General features: G+C 70.3%; 14 protein-coding genes and 1 rRNA gene. 7 read left to right on the top strand and 8 right to left on the bottom strand.

The features are described 5' to 3' along the window. Positions 1-111 precede the first annotated feature (111 nt). Entirely contained in the window at positions 112-1,554 is a 1,443-nt protein-coding gene (locus ACWEPG_RS10770; RefSeq protein WP_452594373.1) for a phytoene desaturase family protein, read from the top strand. Here ACWEPG_RS10770 and glgP read toward each other — a convergent pair. Then, positions 1,535-4,120 carry an alpha-glucan family phosphorylase gene (gene glgP / locus ACWEPG_RS10765; protein WP_450116974.1) on the bottom strand — a complete coding sequence of 862 codons (2,586 nt, stop codon included), beginning with the start codon at positions 4,118-4,120 and terminating at the stop codon, positions 1,535-1,537. The genes ACWEPG_RS10770 and glgP overlap by 20 nt on opposite strands. A 95-nt stretch (positions 4,121-4,215) precedes the next feature. Between glgP and ACWEPG_RS10760 the strand changes: the two genes are divergently transcribed. Genes ACWEPG_RS10760 through ACWEPG_RS10750 form a run of 3 tightly spaced genes read left to right on the top strand, consistent with a single transcriptional unit; the run spans position 4,216 to position 9,835 of the window. Then, positions 4,216-6,222 (top strand): maltotransferase domain-containing protein, encoded by a 2,007-nt coding sequence (locus ACWEPG_RS10760; RefSeq protein ID WP_450116973.1) that lies wholly within the window; start codon positions 4,216-4,218, stop codon positions 6,220-6,222. Between the two features lie 2 nt (positions 6,223-6,224). Continuing rightward, positions 6,225-8,423 carry a 1,4-alpha-glucan branching protein GlgB gene (gene glgB, locus ACWEPG_RS10755; RefSeq protein WP_450116986.1) on the top strand — a complete coding sequence of 733 codons (2,199 nt, stop codon included), beginning with the start codon at positions 6,225-6,227 and terminating at the stop codon, positions 8,421-8,423. After that, positions 8,420-9,835: a neutral zinc metallopeptidase gene (locus ACWEPG_RS10750; protein ID WP_450116972.1), complete on the top strand. Its 1,416-nt coding sequence runs from the start codon at positions 8,420-8,422 to the stop codon at positions 9,833-9,835. Before glgB ends, ACWEPG_RS10750 begins: the two co-directional genes overlap by 4 nt. A gap of 57 nt (positions 9,836-9,892) precedes the next feature. Here ACWEPG_RS10750 and ACWEPG_RS10745 read toward each other — a convergent pair whose 3' ends face one another. From ACWEPG_RS10745 to ACWEPG_RS10735, 3 genes are all read right to left on the bottom strand, one after another. After that, entirely contained in the window at positions 9,893-10,789 is an 897-nt protein-coding gene (locus ACWEPG_RS10745) for a tetratricopeptide repeat protein (protein ID WP_452594536.1), read from the bottom strand. A 129-nt stretch (positions 10,790-10,918) separates the two neighbouring features. After that, positions 10,919-11,299 carry a DUF3817 domain-containing protein gene (locus ACWEPG_RS10740; RefSeq protein ID WP_450116971.1) on the bottom strand — a complete coding sequence of 127 codons (381 nt, stop codon included), beginning with the start codon at positions 11,297-11,299 and terminating at the stop codon, positions 10,919-10,921. Positions 11,300-11,396: 97 nt separating this feature from the next. After that, positions 11,397-12,587 (bottom strand): acetyl-CoA C-acetyltransferase, encoded by a 1,191-nt coding sequence (locus ACWEPG_RS10735; RefSeq protein WP_450116970.1) that lies wholly within the window; start codon positions 12,585-12,587, stop codon positions 11,397-11,399. 90 nt (positions 12,588-12,677) lie between these two features. Between ACWEPG_RS10735 and mce the strand changes: the two genes are divergently transcribed. Both mce and ACWEPG_RS10725 read left to right on the top strand, forming a co-directional pair. Then, positions 12,678-13,151, top strand: coding sequence for a methylmalonyl-CoA epimerase (gene mce / locus ACWEPG_RS10730; protein WP_450116969.1), 474 nt, complete (start codon positions 12,678-12,680; stop codon positions 13,149-13,151). 147 nt (positions 13,152-13,298) lie between these two features. Further along, positions 13,299-14,330: a hypothetical protein gene (locus ACWEPG_RS10725; RefSeq protein ID WP_452594372.1), complete on the top strand. Its 1,032-nt coding sequence runs from the start codon at positions 13,299-13,301 to the stop codon at positions 14,328-14,330. On the opposite strand, the gene ACWEPG_RS10720 is transcribed toward ACWEPG_RS10725, so the two are convergent. Both ACWEPG_RS10720 and nucS read right to left on the bottom strand, forming a co-directional pair. Then, complete coding sequence (locus tag ACWEPG_RS10720) at positions 14,311-14,616, bottom strand: ATP/GTP-binding protein (protein ID WP_450116967.1); 306 nt, start codon at positions 14,614-14,616, stop codon at positions 14,311-14,313. The two genes, ACWEPG_RS10725 and ACWEPG_RS10720, sit on opposite strands and share 20 nt — an antisense overlap. 31 nt (positions 14,617-14,647) lie before the next feature. After that, a complete protein-coding gene (nucS, locus tag ACWEPG_RS10715; RefSeq protein ID WP_450134213.1) occupies positions 14,648-15,322 on the bottom strand; it encodes an endonuclease NucS in 675 nt (224 codons plus the stop codon). Between the two features lie 97 nt (positions 15,323-15,419). On the opposite strand from nucS, the gene ACWEPG_RS10710 reads away from it, so the two are divergent. Further along, complete coding sequence (locus tag ACWEPG_RS10710) at positions 15,420-16,967, top strand: adenylate/guanylate cyclase domain-containing protein (RefSeq protein WP_452594371.1); 1,548 nt, start codon at positions 15,420-15,422, stop codon at positions 16,965-16,967. Between the two features lie 189 nt (positions 16,968-17,156). On the opposite strand, the gene ACWEPG_RS10705 is transcribed toward ACWEPG_RS10710, so the two are convergent. Further along, positions 17,157-17,519 (bottom strand): hypothetical protein, encoded by a 363-nt coding sequence (locus tag ACWEPG_RS10705; protein WP_450116964.1) that lies wholly within the window; start codon positions 17,517-17,519, stop codon positions 17,157-17,159. Between the two features lie 764 nt (positions 17,520-18,283). Next, positions 18,284-18,369: ribosomal RNA gene (gene rrf, locus ACWEPG_RS10700) — 5S ribosomal RNA — on the bottom strand; the annotation flags it as partial.

Below are 18,369 nucleotides of genomic sequence, written 5' to 3'. Positions count from 1 at the left end.
CCCGTCCCGCACGGCGTCCGGTGGACACTGGAGGTGACAGCCGACCGGGCGCCGACCGACCGGCGGCCACAGCGAGGAGCCGAGGATGCGCGAGACCCGCAGGACCCGGCCGTGAGCACCGCGGTCGTCGTCGGCAGCGGACCCAACGGGCTCGCTGCCGCTGTCCATCTCGCCCGCAACGGCGTCGCCGTCCAGGTGCTCGAGGCCGCCGACACGATCGGCGGCGGCACCCGTTCCGGGGAAGCGACCGTGCCCGGGCTGATCCACGACGAGTGTGCCGCCTTCCACCCGCTCGGTGCGGGCTCGCCGTTCCTTCGGACGCTCGGCCTTGACCGGTACGGCCTCACCTGGCGGTGGCCCGAGGTCGACTGCGCCCATCCCCTCGACGACGGGGACGCGGGTCTGCTGTACCGGTCGGTGGCGGAGACGGCGGCCGGGCTCGGCGTCGACGGCCCGCGGTGGCGACGCCTCGTCGAGGATCTGGCAGGCAACGTCGACGATCTGGCCGCGGACCTGATGCGGCCGATCGTCCGGATCCCGCGGCACCCGCTCAAGGTGGCCGCTTTCGGCGCGCGGGCCCTGCTCCCGGCCACGGTGACGGCGCGGTGGCTGCGCACCAACAGGGCCCGCGCCCTGTACGGCGGGGTGGCCGCGCACGCCTACCACCGGCTGGACCGTCCGGCCACCGCCGCGGTCGGGCTGATGATCGCCGCGGCGGGCCACCGCCACGGCTGGCCGGTCGCCGAGGGCGGATCCCGCGCCATCGCCGACGCCCTCGCCGCGATGCTGACCGAGCACGGCGGGACGATCGGCACCGGTGTCCGCGTCCGCAGCGCCAGGGACATCCCACCCGCGGATGTGGTCCTGCTCGACCTGACGCCCGCGGCGGCACTCGCGGTGCTCGGCGATCGGATACCGGTGCGCGTCGCCCGGGCGTACCGCCGGTTCCGGCACGGGGCGGCGGCGTTCAAGGTCGACTTCGCCGTCGACGGCCCGATTCCGTGGACCGCCCCGGAATGCGGCCGGGCCGGGACGGTCCACCTGGGCGGGAGTTTCGACGAGGTGGCCGCGGCCGAGCGCGAGGTCGCCGCGGGCCGGATGCCGCAGCGGCCGTTCGTCCTGCTCGGGCAGCAGTACGTCGCCGATCCCACCCGCTCTCACGGGAACCTCAACCCGGTGTATGCGTACGCCCATGTACCGCACGGCTATTCGGGCGATGCCACCGAAGCGGTGCTCGCGCAGATCGAACGGTTCGCGCCCGGGTTCCGCGATCGGGTCGTCGCCACCACTACGTCCGGTCCGGCCCGCCTGGCCGCGTCGAACCCGAACAATGTCGGCGGCGACATCGTGGGCGGCGCCAACGCGGGCACCCAGGTGCTCTTCCGTCCGCGCATCGCGTTGGACCCGTACAGCGTCGGAATCCCGGGCACGTACCTGTGCTCCGCGTCGACGCCACCCGGGGCCGGCGCGCACGGCATGTGTGGCCACAACGCCGCCGAGGCGGCGCTGCGCCACCTGCGCGGGAAGGGCGCGGCTACCCGACCGGCACCGTGACCAGTCCCAGCTCCGCGTCGCCCGCCAGCAGATCGTGGTGCGGCAGCACCCGCACGGTGTAACCGACGGCCCCCGACAACGGCAGCGCCGTGTCGACGACGTACACCTGTCCCAGTTCGTCGGAGCCGTCGTGTGTCATCGGCACCGTCACCACGTCGGTGAGGTCCTCGTCCGGACCGACCCTGCCGAGGACCGCCTGCACGCTCACCTCGCCGGGTTCGAGCCCGCCGAGCTGGACGTACGCGCGCAGCGCCAGGTCGGCCCCGATGACCGGGGTGTCGGGCAGGCCGGAGCTGTCGACCTGCACCACCTGCACCGCGGGCCACGCCGCCTCCACCCGGTCGCGGTAGCGGGCCAGCTGCCGTGCGCCGGCGTACCCGTCCGCCACCACGGTCCGCGCGGCGCGCGCCGCCGGCGCGTACAGCTCGACGGTGTAGTCGCGAACCATCCTGGACGCCAGCACCTTCGGGCCCAGCGACTGCAGGGTGTGCCGCACCATCTCCACCCACCGCGCCGGCACACCGTCCGCGCCGCGGTCGTAGAACTTCGGCAGCACCGACTGCTCGAGCAGCTCGTACATCGCGTTCGCCTCGAGGTCGTCACGACGCGTCTCGTCGAGCACCCCGTCCGCGGTCGGGATGGCCCAGCCGTTCTCCCCGTCGAACATCTCGTCCCACCAGCCGTCCCGGATGGACAGGTTCAGCCCGCCGTTGAGCGCCGACTTCATCCCGGACGTGCCGCACGCCTCCAGGGGCCGCAGCGGGTTGTTCAGCCACACGTCGCACCCCCAGTACAGGAACCGGGCCATCGACATGTCGTAGTCGGGCAGGAAGACGATGCGGTGCCGCACGTCGTGCTGGTCGGCGAACCGCACCACCTGCTGGATCAGCGCCTTGCCGCCGTCGTCGGCGGGATGGCTCTTGCCCGCGACCACCAGCTGCACGGGACGCTTCTCGTCGAGCAGCAGCGCCCGCAGTCGCTCCGGGTCCCGCAGCATCAGCGTCAACCGCTTGTACGTCGGCACCCGCCGCGCGAACCCGACCGTCAGGACGTTCGGATCGAATACCTCTGCGGTCCAGCCCAGTTCGGCCTCCGTCGCACCGCGTTCGATCCAGGACGCGCGGACCCGGCGACGCACCTCGTCGACCAGCTGGCCGCGCAGCGCGGATCGGGTCGCCCACAGCTCGGCCGCCGGGACGTCGCTCAGCCGCTCCCAGCCGCGTGCCTCCTCCACCAGCTCCGGTCCGGCCGCGCGCCGGGCCAGGTCCATCCATTCGCGGGCCGCCCAGGTCGGCGCGTGCACCCCGTTGGTCACCGATCCGATCGGCACCTCGTCGGCGTCGAATCCGGGCCACAACCCGTTGAACATGTCGCGGCTGACGATGCCGTGGAGTTTCGAGACACCGTTCGCGCGCTGCCCGAGGCGCAGACCCATGTGCGCCATGTTGAACACCGACGGGTCCGCCTCCCGGCCGAGGTCGAGAATGCGGTCCACCGTCAGCCCGGGCAACAGCGCGGACTCGCCACCTCCCCCGCCCCCGAAGTAGTTCCGCACCAGATCCGCCGGGAACCGGTCGATGCCCGCGGGCACGGGCGTGTGCGTGGTGAACACCGTCGCCGCCCGCACCGCGGCGAGCGCAGCGTCGAAGTCCAGTCCCGCACCGGTGATCAGTTCCCGGATCCGCTCCACCCCGAGGAATCCCGCGTGCCCCTCGTTCATGTGGAACACCTCGGGGTCGGCGAGACCCTCGGCGTTCGTGTAGGCGCGCACCGCCCGCACCCCGCCGATGCCGGCGAGGATCTCCTGCTTGATCCGGTGGTCCTGGTCGCCGCCGTACAGCCGGTCGGTCACCCCGCGGAGCTCGGGATCGTTCTCGGCGATGTCGGAGTCCAGCAGCAGCAGCGGCACCCGGCCGACCTGCGCCACCCACACCCGGGCCCGCAACACCCGGCCCCCTGGCATGGCGACGTGCAGCAGCACCGGAGCACCGGATCCGGGCTCGGTCAGCAACCTCAGCGGCAGGCCCTGCGGGTCCAGCGACGGGTAGTGCTCGGCCTGCCAGCCGTCCGCGGTCAGCGACTGCCGGAAGTAACCGGAGCGGTACAGCAGACCGACACCGATCAGCGGCACCCCGAGGTCGGAGGCGGCCTTGAGGTGATCGCCGGCCAGGATGCCGAGGCCACCGGAGTAGTTCGGCAGCACCTCCGTGACGCCGAATTCCATGGAGAAGTAGGCGATCCCGCTGGCCAGATCCCGATCCTTGGCCTGCTGGTTCTGGTACCAGCGCGGCCGGTCGAGGTACTCGTCCAGATCGGTCTCGAGCCGGTCGAGCTCCGCGACGAACGAGGCGTCACCGGCGAGTTCGTCGAGCCGGGACGGGGCCACCTCGCCGAGCATCCGGACCGGGTCGTGACGCACCCGCGTCCACAGTTCGGGGTCGATCCGGGCGAACAGATCCTGGGTCGGCGGGTGCCAGGACCAGCGCAGGTTCGTCGACAGCGGCCCGAGCGCGGACAGCCGATCGGGGAGGTGGGCACGGACGGTGAACCGACGCAAGGCTTTCACCTGGCGAAGACTACCGATCGCGGTGCCATTGGTCCTGTCGTGCGTGGAGCTTCGTCACGCGCGCACACCCGGTCGCTACCCGTAAGGTTTCAACCATGACCGGGCGGATAGGCATCGACGACGTCGTCCCAGCCATCGAGGGAGGCCGACACCCGGCGAAGGCCGTGGTGGGTGAGACGTTCCCGGTGACGGCGTCGGTGTGGCGGGAGGGGCACGACGCGGTCGCCGCCACGCTCGCGGTGCGCGGTCCGGGATTCACCCGCAGCATCCGGATCCCGATGCTGCCGGGCCCGCTGCCGGACACCTTCGCCGCCGTGTTCACCCCCACCTGCCCGGGCACCTGGACCTATCGGGTGGAGGGGTGGAGCGACCCGATCACCACGTGGCGGTCCGCGATCGAGGCCAAGCTCGCGGTCGGGCAGGGCCCCACCGAACTCGCCAACGACCTGGAGATCGGCGCCCGACTGTTCGAGCGCGCGTCCCGGACCGTCCCGCGCGGGGACCGGGCCCGCTGCCTCGCCGTCGCGACCGCACTGCGCGGTACCCAGCCGCTGCCCCAACGGGTGGCGCCCGCGTTCGCGCCCGCGATCACCGAGCTGCTGCGCGCGCACCCGCTGCGCGATCTGCTGACCCGCAGTCGCGCCCTGCAGGTGTGGGTGGACCGCACCCGAGCCCTGTTCGGGTCGTGGTACGAGTTCTTCCCCCGCTCGACCGGCGGCTGGGACGCCGAGGGCCGTCCCCGTCACGGCACCTTCGCGACCGCCGCGAACGATCTGCCGCGGATCGCGGGCATGGGATTCGACGTCGTGTACCTGCCGCCGATCCACCCGATCGGCCGGGTGAACCGCAAGGGCCCCAACAACTCGCTGACGCCGGGACCGGACGATGTCGGGTCACCGTGGGCGATCGGCGCGGCGGAGGGCGGCCACGACGCCATCCACCCGGAGCTGGGCACGATGAAGGACTTCCGGGCCTTCGTCACCCGGGCCACCCGGCTCGGGCTCGAGGTCGCGCTCGACCTCGCCCTGCAGTGCGCACCCGACCACCCCTGGGCGGCAGCGCATCCCGAGTGGTTCACCGTGCTTCCCGACGGCACGATCGCATACGCGGAGAACCCGCCGAAGAAGTACCAGGACATCTACCCGGTCAACTTCGACGACGACCGTGACGGCATCTACACCGAGGTGCTGCGGGTGGTCCGGTTCTGGATCGCGGCCGGCGTCAGGATCTTCCGGGTCGACAACCCGCACACCAAGCCACCGGACTTCTGGGAGTGGCTGATCGCGGAGGTCAAGACCACCGACCCGGACGTGCTGTTCCTGTCCGAGGCGTTCACCCGCCCCGCCCGCCTGTACGGCCTCGCCAAGCGCGGATTCTCGCAGTCGTACACCTATTTCACGTGGCGGGTGCACAAGCAGGAGCTGATCGAGTTCGGCACCGAGATCGCGGCGAAGGCGGACGAGGCGCGACCGAACCTGTTCGTCAACACCCCCGACATCCTGCACGAGAGCCTGCAGGTCGGCGGGCCCGGCATGTTCGCGTTGCGGGCGGCGCTGGCCGCGACCCTCGCCCCGACATGGGGCGTCTACTCGGGATACGAACTCTACGAGCACGTCCCGGTGCACCCGGGCAGCGAGGAGTACCTCGATTCGGAGAAGTACCAGCTGCGGCCCAGAGACTTCGACGGCGCCCGCGCCCGCGGCGAGTCGCTCGAGCCCTGGCTGACGACGCTCAACCGGATCCGGCGCACCCACCCGGCACTCCAGCAGTTGCGCAACATCACCTTCCACCACGTCGACAACGACTCGCTGATCGCGTACTCGAAGTTCGACCCGGTCACCGGGGACGCGGTGCTGACGGTGGTCAACCTGAATCCGTACGGCCCCGAGCAGGGCACGATCTGGCTGGACATGCCCGCTCTCGGCCGGGACTGGCACGACCGCATCGCCGTGCTCGACGAGGTCTCCGGCGACCAGTACGACTGGGGCCAGACCAATTTCGTCCGGCTCGAACCGTGGCGGGCGGTCGCGCACATCCTCGCGCTGCCCCCGGTCCCCTATCCGGCGCGGCTGCACCTGGCCCACCGCCCGCCGGTGTCGTGAGCATCCCGGCCCCGCGCCCGGGCGCGGCACCCCACCCCGACGACCTCGCCCGCCTGGCCGGCGGAACGCATCACAACCCGCATGCCGTGCTCGGTGCGCACGCACACCGCGGCGGCACGGTGATCCGGGCACTGCGCCCGCACGCCGTCGCCGTCGCGGCCCGGGTCGGCGGCGTCGACCATCCCCTCGTCGACCTGGGCGACGGGGTGTTCGGGGCGCTGATCCCGGTCGAGGACCTGGTCGACTACCGCCTGGTGGTCGAGTACCCGGGCGGTCACACCGTCGTCGTGGCCGACGGCTACCGCTTCCTCCCCACACTGGGCGACCTGGACCTGCACCTGTTGCGCGAGGGAAGGCACGAGCGGCTGTGGGAGATCCTCGGCGCGCACCCCCGCAACTACACCACCCCGGACGGCGAGGTCACCGGCACGTCGTTCGCGGTGTGGGCACCGAATGCCCTCGGCGTCTCCGTGATGGGCGATTTCGACGGGTGGGGCGGCAGGCAGGCGCCGATGCGGGCGCTCGGATCGACGGGCGTGTGGGAACTGTTCGTTCCCGGCGTCGGCCCCGGCGACCTGTACAAGTTCCGTGTGCACTGCCGCGACGGGTCGGTGCGCGACAAGGCCGACCCGATGGCGTTCGCCACCGAGGTGCCCCCGGCCACCGCGTCCCGGATCACCCGGTCGACCCACGTCTGGACCGACGCCGAGTGGATCGCGGCCCGCGCGGAACGCGAACCCAACCAGGAACCGATGAGCGTGTACGAGGTGCACCTCGGGTCCTGGCGGCCGGGTCTGGACTATCGCGAACTGGCGCAGCAACTCTCGGAGTACGTGACCGAGGCAGGTTTCACCCATGTCGAGTTGCTGCCTGTCGCCGAGCACCCCTACGGCGGGTCGTGGGGATACCAGGTCACCTCCTACTACGCCCCGACCGCCCGGTTCGGCTCCCCCGACGACTTCCGGGCCTTCGTCGACCACCTGCACCGCTCCGGCATCGGCGTCCTCGTCGACTGGGTGCCCGCCCATTTCCCGAAGGACGAGTGGGCGCTGGCCCGGTTCGACGGCGAACCGCTGTACGAGCACGCCGACCCTCAGCGCGGCGAGCAGTTGGACTGGGGCACCTACGTTTTCGACTTCGGCCGAGCGGAGGTCCGCAACTTCCTCGTCGCCAACGCGCTGTACTGGATCGACCAGTTCCACGTCGACGGTCTGCGCGTGGACGCGGTCGCGTCGATGCTCTACCTCGACTACTCGCGCCCACCCGGCGGCTGGACCCCCAACGTCCACGGCGGTCGCGAGAACCTCGAGGCGGTGGCGTTCCTGCAGGAGATGAACGCCACCGTGCACAAGCACCATCCGGGGGTGGTGACGATCGCCGAGGAGTCCACCGCCTGGCCGGGCGTCACCCGCACCACCAGCGTCGGCGGCCTCGGGTTCTCGATGAAGTGGAACATGGGGTGGATGCACGACACCCTCGGCTACCTCGGCCGGGACCCCGTGCACCGCAGCTTCCACCATCACGAGGTCACCTTCTCGCTGATGTACGCGTGGAGCGAGCACTACCTGCTGCCGATCAGCCACGACGAGGTCGTGCACGGCAAGGGCACGCTGTGGACGAGGATGCCCGGCGACGACCACGACAAGGCCGCCGGACTGCGGGCGCTGCTCGCGTACATGTGGGCTCACCCGGGCAAGCAGCTGCTGTTCATGGGACAGGAATTCGGGCAGCGCACGGAGTGGTCGGAGGAGCGCGGTCTGGACTGGCAGCAGCTCGACGACCCGCGCACCGGCCCGCTCCAGCGTGGCGTGCAAGCTCTGGTCCGCGACCTCAACACCGTGTACCGGGGAAGCCCGGCCCTGTGGACGCTGGACACCTCGCCGGGCGGCTATTCGTGGATCGACGCCAACGACACCGAGAACAACGTCCTGAGCTTCCTGCGGTACGGGACCGACGGTTCGATCGTGGCGTGCCTGTTCAACTTCGCGGGCTCTCCGCACGAGCACTACAGGGTGGGTCTGCCCGAGCCCGGCCGCTGGCGCGAGATCCTCAACACGGACGCCGAGATCTACCACGGCTCCGGACTGGGTAACTTCGGGGAGGTGACCGCCACCAGCGCCCCCTGGCACGGCCGGCCCGCGTCCGCCGAGGTGACGCTGCCGGGCGGCAGCGCCATCTGGCTGCGCCGGGAACTCCCGTGAGGTGGGTTCCGTTCGCGGTCGCCGCGGTCGCCGTCCTGGTCGCCGGGTGCGGGCAGGCCGTCGACGGCCGTGCCGTGTCGATCTACGACAATCCGTTCACCGTGGCGGGGCTGCCCGCCACCGACGGCGCCAGCGGACCGCGACCGGACGCCCCCCGGCCCACGCTGTCCGTGCGCGGCGCCGACGGTTCCGCCGCCGACCTGCTGGCCGGCTCCGCCGTCGACGACCTCACCGCCTTCTGGAGTGCCGAGTACCCGCGTGTGTTCGCCGGCGACTTCCGGCCGGTCACCGATCTGATGTCGTGGGACCCCGACGTCGACGCGGCCCGGTCGGGGACGTTCTGCGGCGACAGCACGCACGGGGTGGTCAATGCCGGGTACTGCACCCGCGACGGATCCATCGGCTGGGATCGCACCACCCTGCTGCCCGCGCTGATGGACACCTTCGGGCCGATGGCGGTCGTGATGGTGATCGCCCACGAGTACGGGCACGCGGTCCAGCACGACTCGGGCCTCGCCGGCGACGACGACCCCACCCTCGTGCTCGAACAGCAGGCCGACTGTTTCGCGGGCGCCTACATGCGCCACGTCGCGGCCGACGAGTCGACGCAGTTCACGCTCAACACCTCGGACGGCCTGAACTCGGTGATGGCGGCGATGGTGGCGGTCCGCGACACCGACCCGAACGATCCGACTGCGGTGCACGGCACGGCGTTCGAGCGGGTGACGGCATTCCAGATCGGATTCACCGACGGCGCCCGCGCCTGCACCGCGATCGACGAGGCCGAGGTCGAGGGCCGCCGCGCCCAGCTCCCGCATCAGTTCACCACCTCCGAGGACACCGGCGAGACTCCGGTGACCGAACGGACCGTCGGGCTGACCGTCGACTCGCTTCAGGCCGTGTTCGAGCTGCCCGAGCAGCCACGGGTGGTGTTCACCGGCGCCGACACCGGGTGCCCGGACGCCACCCCCACCTCCCCGGTGTCGTACTGCCCCGCCACCCGCACGATCGGGGTGTCGATGCCGGAACTCGTCGAGCGCGGCACGCCGCAGGGCGGGCGGCCCGACGACCTGGTGACGGACATCCGCGGCGACTTCGCCGCCTACGTCCTCGTCGCCTCCCGGTTCACCCTCGCCGTCCAGCAGAATGCGGGTGACTCGCTCACCGACCCGAAGACCGCCCTGCGTGCGGCCTGCCTGTCCGGTGCGTGGACGGCGGCGACCGCCGTCGGCGCCGGCGGACTCACCCTCTCACCCGGCGACCTGGACGAGGCGGTGTCCGGGCTGCTCACCGACGGGCTGATGGCGAGCGACGTCAACGGCGTCACCATTCCCAGCGGATTCGCCCGCGTCGACGCCTTCCGCTCCGGGGTCCTCGGCGGCCGTGACGCGTGCGCGAACCGGTACGGCTAGCACCGTGAGTGATTCTCACCCCCGGTCGGAGTGCGGATCACTCACGGGTACGCAGCGCTAGTAGAGAGCGGACGCCAGCTTGCGGCGGGCGGCGACGACGGTCGGGTCGGCCGGGTCGAACAGTTCGAAGAGTTCGAGCAGCCGGGTCCGCACCGCGGTCTTGTCGTCACCGACGAACCGCTTGACGGCGTCGATCAGCACCGTGAACGCGTCGTCGGGCTGCTGGGTGTAGAGCAGTGCGTCGGCCGCGTCGAGCTGGGCTGCCACGTTCGACGGCTCCGCGGCCGCGACCGCGACGGCGTCCGGCGCGACGTTCTGCACCCGCGCCAGGAACCGCACCTGACGCTGCGCAGCGAGGGCTTGCTTGTTGCCCGGCTCCGCATCGAGGATCGCCTGGTAGGCGGCGTCCGCACCGTTCAGGTCACCGTCTGCGAGCGCGTCCTCGGCCGTGACGAAACGGGGATCCTCCGGCTCCGGCTCGGCGCCCGGGTCCGCCGGCGGACCCGACAGCTTGCCCGCGGTGGCGGCCAGGACCTGCCCGAGCCACCCGCGCACCTCGTCGAGAGGCTGCACGCCCTGGAAGTCGGCGAGCGGCTGGCCGGCGGCGACGGCGACGACCGTCGGGATGCCCTGGACCCCGAACGCCTGCGCGATCCGCATGTTCGCGTCGACGTCGACCTTGGCCAGCACCCAGGTTCCGTTCCCCTCTTCCGCGAGCGTCTCCAGTTCATCGGAGAACGCGACGCTGGCCTCACTGCGTGCGGACCACAGCGACACCAGCACGACGACCTGCATGGAGCGTTCGAGGACCTCCGCCTCGAAGGTGGCCTCGGTGACGTCGACAATCGGGGCCAGCCCTGTCGCGGGGCCGCCGCCGGCGGGGGCCGTCGCGGCCGGTCCTGCAGGCGGTCGGGGGCGATCCGCCAGGCCGGACAGATCCACTGCCCCGGACATGGCCGCGGCCATCGCGGCGGACGGACGTGCGGGCTGACGAGAACCGGGTCGAGTCACGCTGACCAGTTTGTCACAAACACGACCGCGCCCCCGGACCGCGAACGGTTCGGGGGCGCCGATGGGGGTCGATCAGACTGCGTCGAGTTCTCGCGCCGGCACAGCCGTCGTCACGGGGGCGGACAGCTCTCCGAGCTTCCCGGTGCGGGCGGCCCACCACTCGAACAGCACCGTGAAGAACGGCGGGATGCTCGAGACCAGCGCCAGACCGGTGGTCACGAGGTTCCACTTCAGCGCGCGGGCGGTGAGCAGCGAGACGATGACGAACAGGACGAACACGGCACCGTGGAACGGGCCGAAGATCTTCACGCCGATCTCGTTGCCGTTCTCGGGCAGGTACTTGAACGCCATGCCGACGAGCAGGCCGGCCCAGGTGAACGCCTCGAGGATCGCGACGAATCGGAACCGCTTGGCCGGGGTGCTGAGGTCGAAGATGTTCGCCATGACCGCCATTGTGCCGGGCGCCTACGACGATCTGTCGTTGGTGTGGGAGACGTCACGGCCCCGACGCGATGCGTCGGGGCCGTGAGAGGAGTAGTGCGTCGACCGGTCAGGCCTTGGGAACGCGCACGATCAGGGCGTCGCCCTGTCCGCCGCCGCCGCACAGTGCGGCCGCGCCGACACCGCCGCCGCGGCGGGCCAGTTCGAGCGCCAGGTGCAGGGCAATACGCGCACCGGACATGCCGAGCGGGTGGCCGAGCGCGATCGCGCCGCCGTTGACGTTGACCCTGTCTGCGTCGATGCCCAGTTCGCGGGCCGAGACGATACCGACCGCGGCGAACGCCTCGTTGATCTCGACCAGGTCCAGATCCTTCGGGTCGATGCCCTCCCGCTCGCACGCCTTGGCGATCGCGTTCGCGGGCTGCGACTGCAGCGTCGAGTCCGGTCCGGCGACCACACCGTGCGCACCGATCTCCGCGATCCAGTCCAGGCCGAGCTGCTGCGCCTTGGCCTTGCTCATCACGACGACCGCCGCGGCGCCGTCCGAGATCTGCGAGGCCGAACCGGCCGTCACGGTGCCGTCCTTGGAGAACGCCGGGCGCAGCTTGCCGAGCGACTCGGCGGTCGTGTCGGCGCGGATCCCCTCGTCGGACGCGAACACGATCGGGTCGCCCTTGCGCTGCGGGATGGTCACCGGCACGACCTCGCCGTCGAACAGGCCGTCCTTCCAGGCGCGGGCCGCGCGCTGGTGCGAGGCTGCGGCGAACGCATCCTGCTCCTCACGCGAGACGAACTTCTCCCCGGCGTTCGCCGACTCGGTGAGGTTGCCCATCGCCTGGTCGGTGAAGATGTCGTGCAGGCCGTCGTACGCCATGTGGTCGCGCAGGGTCACGTCGCCATACTTGAAGCCCTGCCGGGACTTCTCGAGCATGTGCGGCGCCTGGCTCATCGACTCCTGGCCGCCGGCGACGACGATGTCGAACTCGCCGGCGCGGATCAGCTGGTCGGCCATCGCGATGGCGTTGATGCCGGACAGACACACCTTGTTGATCGTCAGCGCGGGCACGCTCATCGGGATGCCGGCGGCGACGGCGGCCTGGCGGGCGGGGATCTGACCGGCACCGGCGGTGAGGACCTGGCCCATGATCACGTACTCGACCTGCTCGGGGGCGACCCCGGCCTTGTCGAGCGCGCCCTTGATCGCGACGCCACCGAGATCGGAACCCGAGAAGTCCTTCAACGAACCCTGCAGACGCCCCATCGGCGTACGGGCTCCGGCCACGATGACAGAACTGGTCACGACTTCCTCCAACGATCCACACGAGCATCGGGGCGACCGCAGTCACATCCGACAGAGAACTACCAAGACGGTAACGCTAACGTCGTGGGTATGACACACTCCGCCCCCGCCGGCTCACCGCTGGCCTCCGAACTGGTGACCGCCATCGATCATGTCGGCATCGCCGTCCCCGACCTCGACGTCGCCATCGCCTGGTACGGCGAGCACCTCGGTCTCGTGTCCACGCACGAGGAGGTGAACGAGGAGCAGGGCGTCCGCGAGGCGATGCTGTCCGTTCCCGGCAGCCCGGCCGGCGCCCCCGCGATCCAGCTGCTGGCTCCGCTGAACGAGAACTCCACCATCGCGAAGTTCATCGACCGCAACGGCCCCGGTATCCAGCAGATGGCCTACCGGGTCACCGATCTCGACGCGATCTCCGAGCGGCTGCGCGCCGGTGGCGTCCGCCTGCTGTACGACGCCCCGAAGCGCGGCACCGCCGATTCCCGCATCAACTTCATGCACCCGAAGGACGCAGGCGGCGTGCTGGTCGAGCTCGTCGAGCCGGCCGCGAACCCCGCGCACTGATCTCTCCGACTGAAGGGCACTTTCGTTCGGTCCAACCGGACGAGGGTGCCCTTCAGCCGTTGCGGGAGGGGCCCACTGCACGGTGTCCCACGTCACAAGGCACCTGCCCCGGCCCCCACTTCCGCGACCAGCGGTAAATTGGTGCGCATGGCCTACGACCACGACCGCGGCATGCCGTTCACCATCGTCCGCAAGGGATACGACAAGGACGAGGTCCGGCGTTATTTCGACCGTTTCGACACCGAGCTGCGCGTCACCGCCACCGACCGTGACGCCGCCGCCGCGCAGGCCCGCGACCTCGCCCACCAGCTCGAGGACGCCCGTGACGAGATCGATTCGCTCCGTAAGGACGTCGACCGCCTGTCCGTTCCGCCGACCACCGCGGAGGGCATGAGCGAGCGCATCTCCCGGATGCTGCGACTGGCGTCCGACGAGGCCTCCGAGGTCCGCGCGAAGGCCCAGGCCGACGCCGCCGAGATGGTCTCGATCGCCGAACAGGACGCCACCGCGCTCCGCGGCAAGTACGAGGCCAAGCTCGCCGAACTGGCCGACCGCCGCTCCGCGATGGACACCGAGCACGAGCAGACCATGGCCCGCGCGCGCACCGAGGCCGCCCGCACCGTCGAGGCCGCCCAGTCGGAGGCCGCCCGTCTGGAGGCCGAGTCCGACGCCAAGCGCACCCGCATCCAGCAGGACTTCGAGATCACGATGAGCGAGCGGCGCACCAAGGTCGTCGCGGCTGTCGAGGAGCTGGAGTCCTCCAGCAAGGCCGAGGCCGAGCGACGGCTCGCGGACGCGACCAGCGAAGCCCGCCGGCGGCTGCAGACCGCCACCGAACAGGCCGAGAAGCGCATCGCGCACGCGAAGGAGCTCGCCGAGGAGCTCCGGGTCCTGCGGGGCCGGATCCTCGCGCAGCTACTGGGTATTCGCGGTCAGCTCGATTCGGTTCCCGCGATGCTGGCCTCCGTCAACCGGGAGGGCGAACTCCTCGACGGAACCACCGACTCGTCGGCCGCGAAGGTCGTCGACGACCGGGACCTCGACGAGGAATCCGACGCCGAGGCCACGAGCGATCAGGCGAAGCCGAAGCCGCAGAACGACGGTGCGGCGTCCGCCGAGTCCACCGCGGCAGCCAAGGGAAAGGCCGCTCCGAAGCAGGTCACGACCAACGCCGGGTGATCCCCCGCGATCCGCGTCCGTTCCAGCAGCCGGTGTGCCAGTGCCGGCGGTCCTCGGCCCCGCCGAGTCCGTCCGCCGGCCACGCCACCAGATGCGCGACGCCCGGCCGGATCTCGTGGTCGCAGCCCGGGCAACGATAGGTCTTCAGCGCCCGCGCGCCGGGTACCTGCCGAACCAGATAGCGCTCGTCGTCGTACTGGGAGGGACCGGACTCGACGCGCGGTCCGTTCAAGCCCACGGGCGACGGGCCGCCGGTGGGCTTGCGGTTGTTGTTGCGTCGAGGCATGACGTAAGCCTAGCCAGTCCCCACCGGCCGATCAGAACAGGCGGAACTCGGTGCTCTCGATACCGCGCAGCGCCTCGTAATCGAGAACGAGACAACGGATTCCGCGGTCCTCGGCGAGGGTACGGGCCTGCGGCTTGATCTGCTGGGCGGCGAACACTCCGGTGACGGGGGCGAGCAGCGGATCGCGGTTGAGAAGTTCGAGGTAGCGGGTCAGCTGCTCGACGCCGTCGATCTCCCCGCGCCGCTTGATCTCGACGGCGACGGAGGCGCCGTTCTCGTCCCGGCAGAGCAGGTCCACGGGTCCGATCGCGGTCATGTACTCGCGCCGCACGAGGCTGTAGCCGGCGCCGAGGGTTTCGACGTGCTCGGCCAGCAGTTCCTGCAGGTGCGCCTCCACCCCGTCCTTCACCAGGCCGGGGTCGATTCCCAGTTCGTGCGACGAATCGTGTTCGACCTCGTCGATCGTGATGCGGAGTTCCTCGCCGGCCTTGTTCGTGACGACCCACAACTGCTTGCCGTCGTCACCACCGTCCTCGACCAGCCAGCACGGCGGGCTCATCCAGTTGAGCGGCTTGTACGCCCGGTCGTCCGCATGAATGCTCACCGAACCGTCCGACTTCACCAGCAGCAGCCGGCGAGCCTTCGGAAGGTGGGAGGTGAGACGTCCGACGTAGTCGACCTGGCAGCTGGCAATGACGAGACGCACGGCCACCACACTAGAACACGACGCCGCCAACTCCCGCATGCTCGCCGCACAAGGTTTCACACTCCCCCAGGTACGCGCCGCTAGTGTGAGGCACACCATGCGACCATTCCGCCGTTCCGCCTCGCCGCTCGGGTCGCCGATCCTCGGGACGGTCGACGAGAGCCCCTGCGTCCGGCGGGTTCGCGTCCAGATCCTGATCACCTCGTCACTGATGCTGGCCAACCTCATCGGTGCCTTGTTGGTGGGCACACTGTTCCTCGTCGTCATTCCCGGACCGGAGCTCTTCACCCGGCAGTTCATGGTCATCACCGCCGTGCTCGGGCCGATCTACATCGGTCTGTCGCTGCTGATCGGATCCCTGTGGGGCACGCTGATGGGGATCCGCGACCTGCGTTGGGCCGTCGAGGGACGCACACCCACGCGCCGCGAGGCGACGGCGGCCCTGTCGACGCCGTGGCGACTGACCGTCATCCAGATCGTGCTCTGGTCGGGCGGACTGGCCCTGTTCACCACCGCGTACGGGCTGATCGATCCGGCCACGATCCCCAAGGTGTCCCTGACGATCGCGATGGGAGGCATCACCGTCTGCGCCTTCTGTTACCTGCTGTCCGAGTTCTCACTGCGCCCCGCCGCGGCCCGGGCGCTCGAGGCAGGCGACCCGCGCCGGTTCCGGATTGCCGGCGTCACCGGCCGCGGTCTGCTCGCGTGGGCGCTCGGCACCGGCGTCCCGGTCATCGGGCTGATGCTGGTCGCGGTGTTCAGCCTCGTTCGGGGCGACGACAACGCCAGGCAGGTGAACGTGTCGATCCTCGCGATCGGCGGCGTGACCCTGGTCTGTGGTTTCGCCCTGACGCTTCTCGGACTGTCCGCGACGGTCGCCCCGATCCGGGCGGTACGCGGCGCGATGTCCCGGATCGAGCGAGGCGACCTCGACGCCTCGGTGGTCGTGTACGACGGCACCGAGCTCGGCGAGTTGCAGAGCGGATTCAACCGGATGGCCGAAGGCCTCCGGGAGCGTGAACGCATTCAGGAGCTGTTCGGCAGGCACGTCGGCCGCGAGGTCGCGGATGCGGCGATCGCCCGCAACCCGGAGTTGGGTGGCGAGGAACGGCAGATCGCGGTGTTCTTCATCGATCTCGTCGGGTCGACGACGATCGCGGCCACTCGCCCGCCGAGGGAGGTCGTCGAGCTCCTGAATCGGTTCTTCGCGGTCGTCGTCGACGAAGTGGACGCGCACGGCGGCCTGATCAACAAGTTCGAGGGTGACGCCGCGCTCGCGATCTTCGGTGCGCCGGCCGAACTCGACGACCCGGAGGGCAGCGCCCTCGCCGCGGCCCGTCGCATTCGCGACCGACTGCGCGAGGAGGTACCCGACTGCAGTGCCGCGATCGGGGTCGCCTCCGGCATCGCGGTCGCGGGAAACATCGGTGCCCGTAACCGATTCGAGTACACGGTGATCGGCGATCCGGTCAACGAGGCGGCTCGCCTGTGCGAGCTCGCGAAATCGGTCCCCGGTGCGCTGGTGGCGTCGGAGCAGACCATCACCGCCGCCGATGCTCACGTCGCCCGGGGATGGACGCTCGGCGAGTCCGTCACGCTCCGCGGCCGCACCGCCCCGACCCGCCTGGCGACTCCGGTCCCCTGACAGCCCCGTACCGCCGAGCGATCAACCCTGCCGAAAAGGAATGTGCACAACCCTTTTCCCTCTTCCACACAGGCGTTCGGCGTACAACTGCCGTGTGGACGTGGGAACGCCTGTGTGCGCACTCCACCTGATGTGCACGAGTCTCGCGGGCGCGCGGGTCGCCGAACTGTCGCGCGACACTTGGGATGTTCAACCAACCATCGCTGAGCGCTCCGCGCGATTTCTGCGGATCAGATAGGCCGCAGCAATCAACGCGACAACCCCGGGGCCACTGTGTACGAGGAGCACCCCGATCAGGCTCGGCCCTCCCCAGTCGTCACGGTAACTGGCCGGGTCGGCGTAGTCGACGATGAAGAACTCGGCGACTCCGCGGGTGACCGCGTACACGGCCACGATGCCGACAATGCCGTAGCCCAGCGGCTTGAGTATCCGCGGCCGCAGGGTTCGGCTGAATGAGGCGACGATCAGCAGTGCGAGCAGGGCAACCATCACACCGAACACGACAATGCCGACGGCGTGGGAAGGTTCGGCAGCGGCGGTCTCGAACGTCATGTTCCCAGCTCACCACTCCCGGGCCTCGAACACATCGGGGAAACCCCGGGTTGATCGTGTGATCACCTCTCAGGGAAACCCCGGATCGACCGCGTGGTCGGCAGTCGGCGAGGGCCTCTCCCGCTCTCTTCCGACGTCCGGTCAGGTCAGTTGACCAGCCCGCGCACACGCCCTGTCGTCGGTGCGCACGACCGTTGCGCGTGCATTCGGTGTGTGCACGCGGCATCGGGTGTGTGCACCGGGGTTTTGGCGCCGAGCGGCCAACTGTCGTGTGCACACCGGAATCGCGGCACGGTCTCCCGCCGGCCCGAGCACACAGGAGTTCGCCGGCCCACACAGCCATTGCGCGTGCATTCGGTGTGTGAACGCGGCATCAGGTGTGTGCACGCGGGTCTTCCGCGCCGGGTAGCGGAATTGTCGTGTGCACACGCCTGGTCGGCGGTGCACACGGCCTTTACGCGTGCATGCCGTGTGTGGACGCCGCATCGGGTGTGTGCACAGGGGTTTTCGGTGGCGCCGAGTACGCCGCCGCACCGACTGCTACCGCGGCATCGCCGCACGGCCTCCCCACCAGGCCGAGCACACAGGAGTTCGCCGGTCCACACGACCGTTGCGCGTGCATGCCGTGCGTGGACGCGACATCGCCTGTGTGCACAGGAGTTCGCCGGCAGCAGCCCGAAACAAAAAAGGGACAACACCCCCAGAAATGCCGAATGCCCGGGACCAGAAGAAAACTCCTGATCCCGGGCAACCGGGGATGTTATGTACGGCGGTGTCCTACTCTCCCACACCCTGTCGAGTGCAGTACCATCGGCGCTGGAGGGCTTAGCTTCCGGGTTCGGAATGGGAC

It is taken from the genome of Rhodococcus sp. NPDC004095, assembly GCF_053604015.1.
The sequence above is the reverse complement of the archived record's forward strand: the minus strand, read 5'-3'. Positions and strand labels throughout refer to the sequence as shown.